Source organism: Rhizobium sp. 01T437 (assembly GCF_056398505.1).
The window spans coordinates 202,693-218,538 of the sequence record NZ_JBFTPM010000001.1 but is presented as its reverse complement, the minus strand read 5'-3'; the positions used below and the strand labels follow the sequence as shown (position 1 = coordinate 218,538).

16 protein-coding genes are annotated in these 15,846 nt (G+C 61.1%); 4 read left to right on the top strand and 12 right to left on the bottom strand.

Going from position 1 to position 15,846, the window contains the following annotated elements; translation table 11 throughout:
• The first annotated feature begins 89 nt into the window (after nucleotides 1-89).
• On the top strand, nucleotides 90-488 hold the full coding sequence (locus AC1DM5_RS01165) for a cupin domain-containing protein (protein ID WP_477821320.1): 399 nt from the start codon (nucleotides 90-92) through the stop codon (nucleotides 486-488).
• 222 nt (nucleotides 489-710) lie between these two features.
• On the opposite strand, the gene AC1DM5_RS01160 is transcribed toward AC1DM5_RS01165, so the two are convergent.
• The 8 genes from AC1DM5_RS01160 to AC1DM5_RS01125 form a co-directional block, all read right to left on the bottom strand.
• Nucleotides 711-1,640 (bottom strand): RNA polymerase sigma factor, encoded by a 930-nt coding sequence (locus AC1DM5_RS01160; RefSeq protein WP_477821319.1) that lies wholly within the window; start codon nucleotides 1,638-1,640, stop codon nucleotides 711-713.
• Between the two features lie 48 nt (nucleotides 1,641-1,688).
• Nucleotides 1,689-2,621 (bottom strand): alpha/beta hydrolase, encoded by a 933-nt coding sequence (locus AC1DM5_RS01155; RefSeq protein WP_477974462.1) that lies wholly within the window; start codon nucleotides 2,619-2,621, stop codon nucleotides 1,689-1,691.
• Nucleotides 2,622-2,822: 201 nt separating this feature from the next.
• Entirely contained in the window at nucleotides 2,823-3,683 is an 861-nt protein-coding gene (locus AC1DM5_RS01150) for a glycerophosphodiester phosphodiesterase family protein (protein WP_477821317.1), read from the bottom strand.
• A 17-nt stretch (nucleotides 3,684-3,700) separates the two neighbouring features.
• On the bottom strand, nucleotides 3,701-4,531 hold the full coding sequence (locus AC1DM5_RS01145) for a glycerophosphodiester phosphodiesterase family protein (RefSeq protein WP_477821316.1): 831 nt from the start codon (nucleotides 4,529-4,531) through the stop codon (nucleotides 3,701-3,703).
• 11 nt (nucleotides 4,532-4,542) lie between these two features.
• A complete protein-coding gene (locus AC1DM5_RS01140; RefSeq protein ID WP_477821315.1) occupies nucleotides 4,543-5,640 on the bottom strand; it encodes an ABC transporter ATP-binding protein in 1,098 nt (365 codons plus the stop codon).
• A 1-nt stretch (nucleotide 5,641) separates the two neighbouring features.
• A complete protein-coding gene (locus tag AC1DM5_RS01135) occupies nucleotides 5,642-6,559 on the bottom strand; it encodes a carbohydrate ABC transporter permease (protein ID WP_477821314.1) in 918 nt (305 codons plus the stop codon).
• 9 nt (nucleotides 6,560-6,568) lie between these two features.
• Nucleotides 6,569-7,459 carry a carbohydrate ABC transporter permease gene (locus AC1DM5_RS01130; protein WP_477821377.1) on the bottom strand — a complete coding sequence of 297 codons (891 nt, stop codon included), beginning with the start codon at nucleotides 7,457-7,459 and terminating at the stop codon, nucleotides 6,569-6,571.
• A gap of 65 nt (nucleotides 7,460-7,524) precedes the next feature.
• The gene (locus AC1DM5_RS01125; RefSeq protein ID WP_477974460.1) at nucleotides 7,525-8,835 is read right to left on the bottom strand and encodes an extracellular solute-binding protein; all 1,311 of its coding nucleotides are present in this window, start codon (nucleotides 8,833-8,835) and stop codon (nucleotides 7,525-7,527) included.
• A 191-nt stretch (nucleotides 8,836-9,026) separates the two neighbouring features.
• On the opposite strand from AC1DM5_RS01125, the gene AC1DM5_RS01120 reads away from it, so the two are divergent.
• On the top strand, nucleotides 9,027-10,181 hold the full coding sequence (locus tag AC1DM5_RS01120) for an ROK family transcriptional regulator (protein WP_477821313.1): 1,155 nt from the start codon (nucleotides 9,027-9,029) through the stop codon (nucleotides 10,179-10,181).
• A 12-nt stretch (nucleotides 10,182-10,193) separates the two neighbouring features.
• Here the strand turns inward: AC1DM5_RS01120 and AC1DM5_RS01115 are convergent, their stop codons facing one another.
• The 3 genes from AC1DM5_RS01115 to AC1DM5_RS01105 form a co-directional block, all read right to left on the bottom strand.
• Nucleotides 10,194-10,592 carry a GFA family protein gene (locus AC1DM5_RS01115; RefSeq protein WP_477821312.1) on the bottom strand — a complete coding sequence of 133 codons (399 nt, stop codon included), beginning with the start codon at nucleotides 10,590-10,592 and terminating at the stop codon, nucleotides 10,194-10,196.
• A 100-nt stretch (nucleotides 10,593-10,692) separates the two neighbouring features.
• The gene (locus AC1DM5_RS01110; RefSeq protein WP_477821311.1) at nucleotides 10,693-11,676 is read right to left on the bottom strand and encodes an aldo/keto reductase; all 984 of its coding nucleotides are present in this window, start codon (nucleotides 11,674-11,676) and stop codon (nucleotides 10,693-10,695) included.
• A 125-nt stretch (nucleotides 11,677-11,801) separates the two neighbouring features.
• Entirely contained in the window at nucleotides 11,802-12,233 is a 432-nt protein-coding gene (locus tag AC1DM5_RS01105) for a DUF2255 family protein (protein ID WP_477821310.1), read from the bottom strand.
• A 64-nt stretch (nucleotides 12,234-12,297) separates the two neighbouring features.
• Here AC1DM5_RS01105 and AC1DM5_RS01100 point away from each other — a divergent pair, with 64 nt between their 5' ends.
• Both AC1DM5_RS01100 and metG read left to right on the top strand, forming a co-directional pair.
• A complete protein-coding gene (locus tag AC1DM5_RS01100; RefSeq protein ID WP_477821309.1) occupies nucleotides 12,298-13,278 on the top strand; it encodes a LysR family transcriptional regulator in 981 nt (326 codons plus the stop codon).
• Between the two features lie 127 nt (nucleotides 13,279-13,405).
• Nucleotides 13,406-14,953, top strand: coding sequence for a methionine--tRNA ligase (gene metG, locus AC1DM5_RS01095; RefSeq protein WP_477821308.1), 1,548 nt, complete (start codon nucleotides 13,406-13,408; stop codon nucleotides 14,951-14,953).
• 249 nt (nucleotides 14,954-15,202) lie between these two features.
• Here the strand turns inward: metG and AC1DM5_RS01090 are convergent, their stop codons facing one another.
• Nucleotides 15,203-15,814: a pyridoxamine 5'-phosphate oxidase family protein gene (locus tag AC1DM5_RS01090; RefSeq protein ID WP_477821307.1), complete on the bottom strand. Its 612-nt coding sequence runs from the start codon at nucleotides 15,812-15,814 to the stop codon at nucleotides 15,203-15,205.
• Between the last annotated feature and the right edge of the window lie 32 nt (nucleotides 15,815-15,846).

Genomic DNA, 15,846 nt, shown 5'->3' with positions numbered 1-15,846 from the left:
CTGCTGAAACATTTCCAATTCATCCCTCTGCTCAAATAACCCCGTCGCCCGATTGCGGGTTTCAACCAATCTGACGGAAGGATAGACAGATGAGAACCATCATGATCATGGCAGCAGGCGCTCTCGTCATCGCCGGCGCAATGCAGCTGACCAAGGCCAATGCGGAAGAGCCCATCCAGCGCACCGATCTCGTCCAGAACGACATCGATGTGCTCGGCCATGAGGCCGTCCAGGTTCGCGTCGATTTCGCCCTCGGCGCTTTGGCACCCAAGCACCGTCATCCAGGCGAAGAAATCGCCTATGTCATCCAGGGCACGCTGGAATATCAACTCGACGGCCAGAAGCCGGTAACGCTGAAGGCCGGCCAGTCGCTGTTCATCCCCACGGGCGTTGCGCATTCGGCGCGGAATGTCGGCGACGGCAAGGCTTCGGAACTCGCAACCTATGTCGTCACGAAGGGCTCGCCGCTCGTCGTGCCGGTGAAGTGATGGCAGACACAGGCCACCGCGCTCTCTCGCGGTGGCCTGCCTACCGGCAGAGGATCAACCCGCGAAGCGCGTTTCAGCCGGCCGCTTAACGCTTTCGGCGCTTCGATACAGCGCCGCAGGCAGCCGGCTCATTGAACGCTTCTTCGCCAGGATCAACTGAAACCGTCCCCTCACTTCGGACCACTATCGCCACCGCCGAGACTTTCCTCCGCGCCGCCTCCGTCATCCTGCTGGCAAGACGACTGAATCGGTCATAAGTTTTAGATCGGACTCCGAGGCGCTTCCAATGACCCACGGGCAAGCATAATAGTCTTCGATGCGGTCGATGATGCCGCCGGCGACATGGACGCGAACCGGCCATGCGACCTGCCACAGGCCTCCTCGCTGGAAGAGCAAGAGCAGGACAGGCTCCCCGTCGATCGCCCCCAACTCCATGGTCCACGTTTCCGGGTTTCGCTCGTATTCGAAGAAATAGGGAGAGTTCCTGAGCAGGCCGTCGAAGCAGTCGGCGACCCGCAACCGGGCATCGGCGCTGGTGAGACCCCGCACGCCATCCCAATCATGGCGGTTGAAGAGGTCAACATAGTGCTGCAAGAGCCGCGCGGTGTCGGGATCAAGCGGACGGCTCGGTTCGCCGGTCGGTTCAGCGGGCAAGCCGGCGAGCTTCGCCCGTCCACGGGAGAGCGCGGCTTTGACGCCGCCAACCGTCGAATCCACGAGTTCTGCGGTCTCCTCCAGCGAATAGTCGAACACGTCCTTCAGGAGGACGCAGGCGCGCTCCTTGGGCGGCAGGCTACCAACCAGCCGTTCGATTGCGCGACGTGCATCGGTCGTCGCTGGCTCCGCAGCGACGACGCCGATGTCATCCGAATAGGCGCTCTCCGCGCGCTCGCGCGCTTCGCGTCGCCTCAGAAAGTCAATGCAGCGATTGTGAGCGATGCGAAACAACCAGGGTTTCAGCCTGCGGGCTTCATCGAGGGTCTCGATCTTCATGTAGGCCTCGAATAGCGTTTCCTGCATGAGATCCTCGCCGTCGAGCCGTGAGCCGGTCATGCGGGCGCAATAGCGATGCAACTGGGCACGAATGTCTGACACCGTCTCGAGGAAGGCTCGATATCGCACGTCGAATAAACCGACCGGTCTCTCCCGCATGTCCTTCACCTGTCACATCCTAGCGTCATTGAGGAATATAGATACGAGTCATGCGACTTCGTGACTTTCACCGCGTGCTGCCGCGGCTCCGGTCAGGCCGAGCTTGGGGCGAACCCACTTTGCAAACCGCTCTATCGCGTCATCGGCTTCGGGAGCACGGCCAGCCATCATCTGGAACGAGTGCAGCATCCCCGGAAATACCTCTAGGCGCACCTCGACGCCGGCCGCCTTCGCGCGGTCCGCGAGCACCCGGCTGTCGTCAAGCAGGGTTTCATCTTCGCCCGCTTGCAGACAGATCGGCGGCAGGCCCCTGAGATCGGCAAAGATTGGGCTGGCGAATGGATTTCGAGCATCGGCCCCTCCGAGCACTTGTGCTGCCAACATATCCACGGTCGCCTTCTGGAAGAAAGCGTCCTTTTCGCGGTTAGCTTCGTAAGAGAGGCCACTCGTCGACAGATCGTGCCAGCCAGAGATACTGAGGAGCGCGGCCGGCAGCGGACGTCCCGCATCACGGAGTTTCATCGCGGCTGCAATGATCAGGCCTGCGCCAGCGGAATCGCCTGCACCTATCGTATGCTCCGGCCCGATACCCTGCCCGGCCAGCCAGTCGAACGCGGCCACGACCTGTTCGATTTGCCGCGGGAACTTGCTCTGAAACGAGTAGTCGTAAGTGACGATCAAAGCGTAACAGCCAACCGCCTTGGCGAGGTGTCCGACCATCTTGCGATGCGTCCAGATCGATCCGCCAATATAGCCACCGCCGTGCACGTAAAGCATGACCCGATCCCTGGCCGCCAGTTTTGGCTGCGCCCACAGCGCAGTCTTGTCGCCGAGGTTCGTCTCGACGTAATCGACGCCGCCGGGTTCCGCCGTCAGAACGGACCACTCGGAGGCTTCCGGCGGCAATTCTCGACCGCTGCGCCAAGCCTCTGCGTTCGTTTCGTAGTATATCTTGTTTGCCAAGCTCTGCTTGCTATCCATTGTCACGCTCCAATTCGTTAGGGGGCGATGTCGAGGACGACCGCCAACAATAACCAAGACGGACGATCGCGCCGAAAGGATACGTGGCCAGCAGATTCGAATTTCAGGACGTACTCCTAGACCTACTGCGTCGGACGGCCCGAATGCGTAAGATGCGGGCCACCGCGCCGTCTGGCGGGTGGCCGGCAAATCGGCAGAGGATCAACCCGCGACGCGGGTTGCTAGGGGATTTTGCGCCGCTTTCCGCGCCTCGATATAGGTCCGCAAAGCGGCCGGTTCATCGGTCTGGATGGTGCTGATGCCGGCATCCATGAGGCGACCCCAGATGGCGTCGGGCTCGGTGAGCGCCCTCGTGTCGATCCATTCGCCGCTTGCGGCCATATCCAGCGTGTTGAACCAGATCGCCATATTGGCATCCCTGAAGAGCTGCTGGTTGTCCGCGATCGTGTCGAGATGATCGAAGCGCAGCTCGCACATGAAGGGTCTGATTTCCGAGAGCAGCGAAAGCGTCTCATGGATACCGGCGGCGGTGAAATGCGCCATCGCCATGAACGGCACGCCCTCGATAGTCTGGGCGCGTACCCATGCGAGATCTTCGTGGGTCATGACGGTCGTCTTCAGGTCGACGGAGGACGCCACGCCCATCTCGCGGGCGCAGGCCGCCACTTCCGAAAACAGGCCGCGATCCTTCAGGTCGAGATCGGCGAAGATGCGGCCGCGAATGGTCTCGAAGACCTGCTTCAGGGTTGGAATACGCTGGTCGGTGGTGGTGCGGTGCTCGCCGCCATTGTCTTCGCGCAGCGCGATCGCCTGCAGTTCGGCCATGGTGAAGGTCTCGGCGTCGCGGTCGATGCCTGCCATGCGCAGGAGCGTGTCGTCATGCATCAGGAAAAGCTCGCCATCGGCGCTCTTGCGCACGTCGATTTCGACGATATCGGCGCCGACAGCGATGGCCTTTTCGATGGAGGCCAGGCTGTTTTCCGGCGCGCCATGCCAGGCACCGCGATGGGCGACGATGGCGCAGCTGCGGTTCGGGTCGGCGATGAAGTCTTTGTAGCTCATGTTTACGTCCTTATGTGTCAGCCACGGCGGCTGGCGAGATATGATTTCAGTGCGACCGGTTCGTCGGTCTGGATCAGCGAGATGCCGGCTTCGATAAGCCGGCCCCAGATGGCGTCGGGATCCTGTATGGCAGCCGTATCGGTGAAGCCGGCAAAGGCCACGGAATCGAGCGTATTTGCCCAGAGCGCCATGCCCGTCTGGCGGGCGCGGGCGTCGAGAGCGACGATATCCTCGATGTGGTCGAAGCAGACTTCACAGACATCAGGTGAAAGCTGGAACAGCAGATCCAGCTCGGCTTCAGCATGCGTAGCGCCGATCCGTGACTTGGCCATGAACAGCACGCCATGGGGGATGACCGTCTCGCGCACCCAGGCAAGGTCTTCTGCCGAGCGGAGATTGCCCCAAAAATCCACTTGGGCCTCAACGCCCATATCGCGGGCGCAGGCGATGACTTCAGGGATGATGGCCCGGTCCTTCACGTCGAGATGCAGGAAGATGCGATCTCGCGTGAGCTCGAAGAGCTGTTGCAGGCTTGGCAGTCTCTCGCCGGTCATCTCATTGCTCTCGCCGCCATCGCGGTTTCTGAGCGTGAGGCTGGCAAGGCGCGCGGATGTCATCGCCTCCGGCGCATCGTCAATGCCGGCCATGCGCCGCAGTGTCTTGTCATGCAGTAGGAAAAGGCCGCCATCCGCACTGCGGCGCACGTCGATCTCGACGACATCGCAACCGGCCTGGATCGCCGCTTCGATGGCAACGAGGCTGTTTTCGGGAGCGTCGCGCCATATGCCGCGATGCGCCACGATTGCGCAGTCCCTGCCCGGGTCCCGCACATAGTCAGTGTAATTCATGAAGAGGTCTTTCAATGGTCGGCGAACGCGTCCGCAATGGCGCGACCTGTCTCGCCGTCAAACAGGTGCAACCGGGATCGTGGGAAGGAGAAGGAAAGCTCTGTGGCGGGATCGATATCGGCGCCGAAGGGTGTAGCGATGCGGATGGAAGTGCCGGCGAGATCGGCGGCAAGCACCGCATGCGAGCCGAGATCTTCGAAATGCCGCAGCCGGCCTTTGATCGCGCCATCCGCTGCGACGGCGATATCTTCGGGGCGGATGCCGAGTTGGAAATTACCGGCCTCGTGGTATCCGGCAACCGCCTGCCCATCTGCCAAACGCAGCACGGAGCCGTCGCCCGTCACCGGCAGGATATTCATCGGCGGCGCGCCGATGAACTTTGCGACGAAGACCGAGGCCGGGCGATGATAGATCGCCTTCGGCGTATCGAACTGCTCGACGCTGCCCTTGTTGAGGATGAGGATCCGGTCGGCAAGCGTCATGGCCTCCACCTGGTCATGGGTGACGAAGACGGTCGTCGCTCCGATGCGCCGGTGCAGATCGGCAAGCTCGACGCGCATATCGTGGCGCAGCTGCGCATCGAGATTGGAGAGCGGCTCGTCGAAGAGAAGCACGCCGGGCTCGCGCACGATCGCCCGGCCGATCGCCACGCGCTGGCGCTGCCCGCCGGAGAGTTGTCCCGGCTTGCGATCGAGATAGGCGGCAAGCCCGAGCATTTCGGCGACGGCACCGACCCGCTCCTGACGCTCGGCTTTTGGCAGGCCGGCGACCCTCAGACTATAGGCCATGTTCTGGAACACGGTCATATGCGGATAGAGCGCATAATTCTGAAAAACCATGGCGCAGCCGCGCTGTTTCGGCTCCAGGCCCTGTACCTCGCGATTGCCGAACAGGATCTTGCCGCCGCTGACGGCTTCGAGCCCGGCGATCATCTGCAGCAGCGTGGATTTCCCGCAGCCGGAAGGCCCGAGCACGACGGTGAATTCGCCGGCGCGCAGCTCGACATCGAGTGGCGGAATGACGACAGCCTTTGTGTCATAGGCCTTGGTGACGCCTGCAAGCGTGATGTTGGTGGCCGCGGTGCGGATGGCGGTATCGATGGCGTTCACGTTATTTCTCCGAAAGAACAAGGCCTTGCACGAGGTAGCGCTGCAGCAGCGCAATCATCGCAAGGGGAATGACCGAGACGACCACGACACCGGCCATGATCATCGGAAAGTCAGGAATTTCGCCTTCCATGTCGGGTGCGAGCCGCGCCAGCCCGACGACAGCGGTCGTCATCTCGGGCTTGGAGGCGGCCACCAGCGGCCAGAGATACTGCGTCCAGCCGCTGAGGAAGGTCAGCACGAAGAGCGCTGCAAAACTGCTGAGCGAGATCGGCAGCAGGATATGGAAGAGGAAGCGGATCGGCCCTGCCCCATCCATGCGCGCCGCCTTGAAGAGATCAGCTGGTAGCGTGCGGAAGAACTGCCGGAACAGGAAGGTGCCGGTTCCATGCGCAACCAGTGGTGCGACGAGGCCGAAATGCGTGTCAAGCACGCTGAGCTCCAGATGAACAGGCGCACCGAACAGGCTTTCGATCAGTGCATTGGCGCCCGTGAGATCGAGCAGCGCATTCAGCGGCGAGAAGATGTTCGCCGCCACCTGATAGGTGGTGATGACGCGAATATCGATCGGCAGCATGATCGTCGCCAGGATCACCGCGAAGGCGATACCTGCCCAGCGGATGCGGAAATAGACGAGCGCATAGGCAGTGAGGAAGGAAAGCGCGCAGGTGAAGAAGGCATCGTAAAAGGCCACCAGCAGGCTGTTCAGCATCTGGATCGGAATGCGGGTCTCGGTGAAGACGCGCATGACATTGGCGATGAACTGATCGCCCGGATACCAGGCAAGCCCGTTGCGCAGCAGGAACTCGTAAGGTTGCGAGGCATTGGCGAGCGTTAGGTAGAGCGGCCCGAGAATGAAGACGATACCGACAGCCAGGATGGCGCTGGCGGCGAAATTGAGCGAGCGAGCGTTTTCGATCATGGCTGGCCCTTACCGTTCGTAATTGATGCTACGGCCGAGAAGCAGGAACTGCGCGGCTGTGAGGATGACGACGAAGACCATCAGGATGGCCGTCTGGGTGGAAGCGCCTGACAGGTCGTAGCCGCTGAAGCCATCGGTATAGATCTTGTAGACGAGCAGATTGGTGGAGCCGCCCGGCCCGCCCTTGGTGATGGTGTCGATCAGCGCGAAGGCCGAGGTGACGCTTTCGGTAAATTCCAGCACCAGCGTCAGGAAGAGCTGCGGCATGATCAGCGGCAGCTGCACATCGAAGATGCGCCGCCAGGGCCCTGCGCCATCCATCGCCGCCGCCTGGAACATGGTGCGCGGGATGGACTGCAGCCCGGCGAGCAGGATGACGAAATTGAAGGGAATACCGCCCCAGACGTGGGCAATAATCAGCGTGATGAAGGCATCCGTGCCATCGAGGCCCGGCGCCCAGGCGCCCGGAAAGAAATGGTTGATCGGCGCCAGAATGCCGACGAAGGGATTGAAGATGAAGGCGAAGACGACGCCGATCGAAGCGCCCGCCACACCCTTCGGCCAGACCAGCACGTTGCGGGCCGTCAGCGACAGGCGGATTTTCCGGTCGGCAGCCACCGCCAGGATCAGCGGCAGAGCGACCGCAAGCGACGAGGCGAAGACCATGAATATGATCGTGCGCCAGCCGGCATTCCAGAATTCCGGATCGGCAAGCACGCGGCGGAAATTATCCCAACCGACGAATTCCGAGCCGCCGCCGAACGGCCTTTCCAGGAAGAAGGACCAGTAGAAGGCCTGGATGATCGGCGCGTAGAAGAAGATGAGGATCAGCAGCAGCAAGGGTGCGGCAAGCAGCAGCGGCAGCCAGCGATGGCTGAAAAGCGAGGATTCCGACGACATCATCACGCATGTCCATTTCGAGAAAGGTCGGTGCGGCGACGGGGTAGCGCCGCACCGGAGATGGATCAGGGCAGCTTTGCCGTCTTGTAGGTCTGCTCGAAGCGGCGCAGAAGCTCGTCGCCACGCTTCTTGGCGCTGTCGAGCGCCGCCTGCATGGTTTCCTGACCGGCAAAGGCCTTCTGCGTTTCTTCCATGAAGATCGAGCGGAACTGTACGTAGAAGCCGAGACGAATGCCGCGGGTATCAGGGGTGCCGGGCTCGTTCATGGATTCGATGCCGACACCGGCCGTCGCATATTTGGTGGTGCCGGCATCAGGGCTCTTGGCGATGGCATCGAGCACGTCGTTGGTGACGGGTACGTAGCCGGTCGAAGCCGTCATGAACATCTGCTGTTCGGGCTTGCGCAGGAAATCGAGGAAGGCCTTGGCGCCGTCGATCTCGGCCTGGTCGTGGCCCTTCATGATGTAGATGGAGGCGCCGCCGACGAAGGTGTTGTGGCGCTCATAACCCTTGTACATCGGCGTTAGGCTGACGGAGAGTTCATACTTGCCGTCGAAGGCTTTGGCCGAGTCCGTATAGGAGCCGGAGGAATTTTCCATCATTGCGCATTCGCCGGAGTTGAAGGCGGCCGTGTAATTGCCGGCCTTGGTGTCGCTGGCGATCTTCACGAGACCTTCCTTGCGCCAGTCGACGAGGTTCTGCAGGTGCTTGGCGACGAAGGTGGTGTTGAAGACATATTCGGCGTTCAGACCGTCATAGCCGTTATGCTGCGAAGCGATCGGCAGGCCGTGACGGGCGGAAAACTGCTCGAACATCGACCAGGGCTCGCCATTGGTGACATAGGGGCATTCGTGGCCGGCAGCCTTCAGCTTGCGGGCAGCGTCGATAATGTCTTCCCAGGTCTTCGGCGTCTCGGTGACGCCGGCTTTTTCGAGTTCGGTCTTGTTGACGTAGAAGAGCAGCGTCGAGGCATTATAGGGCTGCGAATAGAGCTTGCCGCCTGACGTTTCATAGTAGGAGCGCGCACCCTTGATGTAATTGTTCCAGTTGACATCGGGCAGCACGTCCTGAACCGGAACGACGGCGTCCGACAGCAGCAGGTCGAGCGTGCCGGCATCGAAAAACTGGATCAGCACCGGATGCTTGTTGGAGCGGTAGGCGGCAATCGCCTTCTGCATGGAGACTTCGTAGCTACCCTGCCCGACGCAGGTGACGTGGTTGGCCGACTGCGACGCATTGAAGGCGTCGCATTGCGCCAGGATCGCCTTTTCGACGCTTCCCGTATTGCCGTACCAGAATTCGAAATTGGCAGCCTGCGCCGAAGAACACGCAGCCGTCATCAGGGCGGCCGCAGCCACCAGAATGGAAATCTTCATTTTTGCCCTCGCCTGAATTTGAGATCCGCCGGATCAGCGTCCGGATCGTGAACGGCCGGCTTAGTACACTTTGTGTGTAACAAATCGATGACGTGGTCCGACTTGATTGAGGGCGAAAACCCCGGTATGCAGGCACCTGCGGTTGCCATTCGTGTTTCAGTTACACTTTTGTAGTATATTCGAGGTACGTTATGCCTTATTTTCCTGAGCCGTTGATTGCATCCCGATTCCGGCGTCCGGGAGAAGAAATCGTCGTTTCCGCGAATGAACGCAGCCTGCTGAAGCTCATCTGGCGCAATCCCGGCCTGTCACGATCCGAGATCACAAGTCATACGGATCTGACACAGCAATCGGTCCATCGCATCATCGACCAGCTCGTCGAGCGCGGCATCGTTTCTCTGGGGTCTCCCAAGCCCGGCCTCGGCCGCGGCCAGCCGAGCCCGATGCTCAGGCTCAACGGCCGCCACGCCTATTCGGTCGGCATTTCCGTCAATTCCGACGTGGTCGACATCTGCCTGGTGGACCTGTCAGGCAATGTGCTCGGCGAAAGCGACATCTCGCTGAGGGAGCTCGGCATGAACCAGGCGCTGGATCGTGTGCGCGAACGCATTGCCGAACTGCAGCAGCTGAACGGCCTTGATGACGAGACCTTCTTCGGCATCGGCTTCGGCATTGCCGGCGCGCTGATATCAGGGACAAAATACAATGCCTCGATGCCGCTGCATGAATGGTCGCTGATCGAGCTCGGACCGCTTCTGAGCGATCTCTTCAAAAAGCCTGTCTGGCTCCTGAACGGCGGCAGCGCCGGCGCTGTCGCCGAGGCGATGTTCGGCGCCGGCCGCTTCATCAAGCACTTCGCCTATCTCAGCTTCAATTACGGCTTCGGCGGCGGCCTGATACACGACGGCGAACTGCTGCTCGGCGGCAATGGCAATGCCGGGGAATTCTCGGGAATGTTTGACGACGAGGAGATTGGCCGCCGCCCCGCCCTGCAGCTGCTTCTGGAGAAGCTCAAGCGCCACAATATTGATGTTCCGTCGATCCCTTACCTGCGCAGGAATTTCGATCCGAAATGGCCGGGCGTGGTGGAATGGGTCGAGGAGATCACGCCCGCCTATAACCGTCTCATCAACGCCATCTGGGCGATCTACGACCCGCAGGCGATCGTCTTCGGCGGCCAGGTGCCGCCGGGACTGGCGCAGATGTTGAGCGAACGCACTGAACTTTTCGGCCGCCCGCGCTACGGCGTGCCCCGCCCACACCCCAAGCTCATCGTCTCCGACATATCAGGCGACGCCGCTGCGATGGGCTCGGCGATCGTTCCCTTCAAATCGACGTTTTACTGACGACCAGCGTGCCTACCGATCTGACGGCGCGTGCTCGTCTTCATCATAAAGCCGGACATCCGAAACCCGCGGCAGCCAGGGTTCGCGGCGGATGGTCCAGACCTCGACCATGGGCCTGATATCGTTTGGCGCCTGATCCAGGGTGCCGATAAAGACTTCCACAGCGTCATCGAGCATGAAGAACAGCCGCGCGCCGCAGATCGGGCAGAACGACCGTTTATCGTAGGTGCTGATCTCGCCGTCCATCTTGAACTTCGAGCGATGCCAGTTGGCCGTTGCCGAAAAGATGGAACCGGTCAGCTTCCGGCATTTTGTGCAGTGGCAGAGCCCGGACTGATACGGCTCGCCTTCGACTTCGTACCTGACTGCGCCACACGCGCAGCCACCGGTTCTCACGCTTTCCATCGCCATCGCGTCCTCCATGCGCTTCAAGACAGCGCAGGATAGCGTACAATGGCTGGAAAGCAGCCATGCCGGCCTTCAGCTAAAACTGAAGCGACATGGCCGCTGATCAAAGCCCGACGCGACGCATGTGCTCGTCGGGATAGCGGGCACCCCGGATTTTGATATTGGACGTTTCGATTTCCTGGAGATCATCAGGCGTCAACTGAATGCTCAGCGATCCGATATTCTCCTCGAAGCGCTCCAGCTTGCGGGTGCCGAACAGGGGAATGATCCAGGGCTTCTGTGCGAGCAGCCAGGCAAGTGCTACTTGCGCCGGCGTTGCATGGTGTTTTTCGCCGATACGCCGGATGAGGTCGACCAGCCCCAGATTGGCTTCGCGGGCCTCCAGCGCAAAGCGCGGAATGTTGTTGCGCATGTCCGATTTGTCGAGCTCGGTCCCCGTGTCTATCTTCCCGGTCAGAAAACCCTTGCCCAGCGGGCTGAACGGCACCAGGCCGATACCGAGTTCCTCGAGTGTCGGGATCACCTCGGCTTCCGGCTCCCGGGTCCAGAGCGAATATTCGCTCTGCAATGCTGCAACCGGCTGCACGGCATGGGCGCGGTGAATGGAGCCGGCACCAGCCTCCGAAAGGCCGAACCAGCGCACCTTCCCCTCACCGATCAGATCTTTCACGACGCCCGCGACATCCTCCATCGGTACATCGGGATCGACCCGATGCTGGTAGAGCAGATCGATATGATCGGTGCGAAGACGCTTGAGGCTGCCTTCGACGGCACGTCGGATATGATCCGGCTTACTATTGACGCCGCCATGATTGACGCCGGTAGCAGGGTCGACATCCCAACCGAACTTCGTCGCGATCTTGACCTCATCGCGCAGCGGCTTAAGGGCTTCGCCGACCATCTCTTCGTTGGTGAAAGGGCCGTAGACTTCGGCCGTGTCGAAGAAGTCCATCCCGCGCTCGACTGCGCTGCGCATGAGCGAGATCATTTCGGCCCTGTCAGGCAGTTCGCGGGCTTTTCCATATCCCATGGCGCCGAGCGACAATGCCGAGACTTCAAGACCTTGTCCGAGTTTGCGCTTTTCCATTTGATGCTCCTGTTCTCGATGCACGGATTGTGCAGTGTGACTGATTGCCGATGAGGCGCATGTTGCCGCCAGACCCGGCGTCTGGTGCAAGGCAAGAGAGTTCGGCATTGCTTCGTCCATTCGGTCTATGAGGTACGGACCGCTTCGACGCGGATCGTGGCGGCCCTCGCCCGTGCCCCGATCATCGGATCGAGGTAGCGGTTTCCGGCATATTTCGCCCTGTAGGCATCATCGATCCTGTCGTTGATTGCCGCATCGCCAACGGGTTCAAACGTGACGTCCGCCGTCATGCCTGCTGCACTGATGCGCCCGGCTCTCTGCCTCAGCGCCGCCTGATACCAGCGCGAGGCCTGGCCATTGTAACCGCGCACGAACAGGGCGCCGTCGACCACGACCGACCAGATCCATGTCGGCGTGCCATAGGTGACATCGTCATCACGGAAAGGGGAAATATGCAGATCATCGGAGGCGGCGATGCGCGTCAGTTCGTCTTTTGACCATGCCACGATCGAGGCTCCGTCCATTGCCGGCAGACTGGTGTCACTGCCCGACACCATAGACCCTGCCTTTTGTTTCGATTAGGCGGTAATATGAGATTGAACTTATATCGGAGATCAATAAATGCGGCGCGAAGACCTGGGCGATCTCATGGCGTTTCTGGCGGTTGCCGAGGAGCGGAGCTTTACCAAAGCGGCTGCGCGTCTCGGAACATCGCAGTCGTCGCTCAGCCTCATCATTCGCCGGCTGGAGGAACGGTTGGGCGTACGCCTGCTGACCCGCACAACGCGCAGCCTCGCGCCGACGACGGCAGGTGAACAACTGCTGGCGACGCTCAGCCCGGCATTCGGCAGCATCGACGCGCAACTGTCGGCGCTGAGCGAATACCGGGAAAAGCCTGCGGGAAGTTTCAGGATCACCGCCGGTCAGCATGCGATCGACACGCTTCTGTGGCCGAAGCTTTCGAAATTCCTGGCCGACTATCCCGACATCAAGGTCGAACTGATCGCAGATCTGGCCCTGACGGATATTGTCGCTGAGCGCTTCGACGCCGGCGTGCGGCTTGGCGACCAGGTGGAAAAGGACATGATCGCCGTGCGCATCGGGCCGCTGGCGCGAATGATCGTCGTGGGTGCTCCGTCATATCTGGCAGAAAGACCGGCGCCCGCCTCGCCACAGGAACTGACGGCGCATCGATGCATCAACATACGCCTGCCAACCTATGGCGGCTTTTATCCCTGGGAGTTCGAACGCGACGGACATGAGATGCGCGTCAGGGTCGATGGGCAAGTCGCGTTCAATGGCGTGCCGCAGATGATCAGGGCGGCCCTCGATGGTTATGGATTGGCCTTCGTGCACGAAGACGTCGTCAGGCAATATCTGGACAGCGGGCGCCTCGTGCAGGTGCTGGACGAATGGTCCCCGCCCTTTCCCGGCTATCATCTCTACTACCCGTCAAGACGGCATCCCACGCCCGCCTTCACGATGCTCGTTGAGGCATTGAAATTTCATCCCGCGGAAAATGCCTTAGGCCGCGCTTGTCTGAATTCGCGCCCGGTGATACCACATCCCACATGGACAGAACCGCAATCAGCACCTTTGTGATGATGATGCCGCGCTCATAGCGTGGCGGGTTTCGTGCGTCCAGAATGCACCAGCGACCGCCCTCGAGGCGGTCTTTTCATTTGGCGATCCGTCTCGCGGGGCAACCAGCCCTCGAAAGGATCAACCGATGAACAAGACCTATATCACCACTTCGATCCCTTATGTGAACGCCGCCCCGCATGTGGGCTTTGTGCTCGAACTCGTGCAGGCCGATGCCTATGCACGCCACTTCCGCCTGCTCGGCCGCGACGTGTGGTTCCAGTGCGGTACCGATGACAACAGCCTGAAGAACGTCCGCTCGGCGGAAGCCGTCGGCCTGTCTGTGGCGGATTTCGTCAACGCCAATGCCGACCGCTTTGAGCAATTGGGGACGCGGCTTGATATCTCCAACGACGAATTCGTGCGCACCTCGCGCGATCCAAGGCACGTCGCCTGCGTGCATGCCTTGTGGAGGGCCTGTGCTGAGAATGGCGACCTCTATCGCAAGGCCTATGAAGGCCTCTATTGTGTCGGCTGCGAGCAGTTTTACGAGCCCCTGGACCTCGTCGACGGACGCTGCCCGGAGCACGGCGTCCCGCTTGAACTTGTCCGGGAAGAGAACTGGTTCTTCCGCCTCTCCCGCTATGGCGACCGCATCCTGCAACTGATCGAGACCGGAGAGCTCGCCATCGTTCCGGCCCACCGGTGCAACGAAGTGCTCGCCCTCATCAGGCGCGGCCTTGACGATATCAGCGTATCGCGCAGCGCCGAACGGGCGCGGGGCTGGGGCGTTCCGGTGCCCGATAGTGATGAAGTTATCTATGTCTGGTTCGATGCGCTGGCGAACTACCTGACGGGGCTCGGCTACGGCACCGAACAGGAACTCTTCAACCACTACTGGACTACTAGCGGTGAGCGCATCCATGTCGTCGGCAAGGGCATCTCGAAATTCCACGCCATCTACTGGCCGGCCATCCTCCTCTCGGCCGGTCTGCCCCCGCCATCGTCGATACTTGTCCATGGCTATGTGACGGTCGATGGCCGGAAGATCGGCAAGTCGGCCGGCAACGGTATCGACCCCGACAGCGTCGTCGATGCCTATGGCACGCCGGATGCACTGCGCTACTACCTGCTCCGGCACATCCGCTCGGGTGACGATGGCGACTTCTCGGCCGAACGCCTGGAAGCCGCCTGGACAGGAGAGCTCGGCGGCCAGCTCGGCAATCTCGCCAACCGGGTACTGGCGCTTGTCTCGTCTGCTTTCGGAGGGGTCGTTCCGCCGTTGCAGGAGAGTGATTTCACGCAAGAGGCGGCGCGGCTTCCAGCGAAAGTGGCTGAGGCCTTCGATGCTTATGAGCTGCATGTCGGGCTTGCTGATGTCTTCGCCTTTGTCGGCGAGGCGAACCGGCGGTTTGCCGCACGTGCTCCATGGGCAGATGCGAAGGCGCTAGCGGGTGATCTCACGCCCGCGGAGCGTGGGGCGACGATTGATCGTCTTGGTGGTTGCCTCGCGGAGCAGATTTACGGGTTGGCGGTGATTGCGCGCTGCCTCCTGCCCTTCCTGCCCCGCTCCGCTGCGGTGCTGCATTCAAGGCTTGGGCTTGAGGTATCCGAAGTTTATGGGGCGCCGCTTGTCGTCGACGGAGTCAGAACGGCTCCGGACGCCGTGCTGTTTCCGAGGAGAGTGGCGGCTTAACCCCGCCTCCCTCATCTCTGTGCCCTCGTGCCAGCACAAGGGATGTCACAGAGATCCAGCCATCGCGCGTCCGCACGGTGAATAACTCGCCTGCCGCAAGAAAAAAGATCTATCCTGCCCAAGGACTTGGGCAGGCTGGATTCCTGTGACGAGCACAAGAATGAGGGAGTAAGGAGGAGACGTCGCTACTCTAAAATGAGCCTCACGCATGCCCATTCCCCGGCATCACCACACGGTGACACCCTCGCGTCACCACATCGTCTTGACAGCCCGCGCCGGCCATTCCCGATCATAGGTCTCGTGGTCGAAATCCCCCACCGCATCCTTCAGCATCTGGCCGGGCGTCGGCAAATTCGCGGGATCGATGAAGCGCTCGGCGTTCCACAGTTCGGCGCGCATCACCGCACGCGCGCACTGGAAATAGACCTCGACGATGCTGATGACGATGACCGTGCGCGGATGTTTTCCATCCATCTCGAAACTCGCGAGCAGCGCCTCGTCATTGGACACTACGCCGCGGCCGTTGATGCGCATCACGGTATTCGAGCCGGGAATAAGGAACATCAGCGACAGGCGTGGATCGCGCACGATGTTGGAAAGCGAATCGACGCGGTTGTTGCCGCGCCAGTCGGGAAGATGCAGTGTCGTGTCGTCGATGATGCGCACGACGCCGCCGATATCGCCGCGCGGCGAACAGTCGAGCCCTTCCGGGCCAACGGTTGCAAGCGCCGTAAAGGGCGAGATCTCGATCATATGCCGGTAGAGCGGTGTCAGCCGTTTCGTCACCTTGTCGACGGATGCCTGCGACAGGCCCGCGCCATAGATTTCGTTGAGCTCTTCGATACTGCTGATGATCTTCATCGCTACCCCGTCCTGTTGGCGGCCGCCTGCCC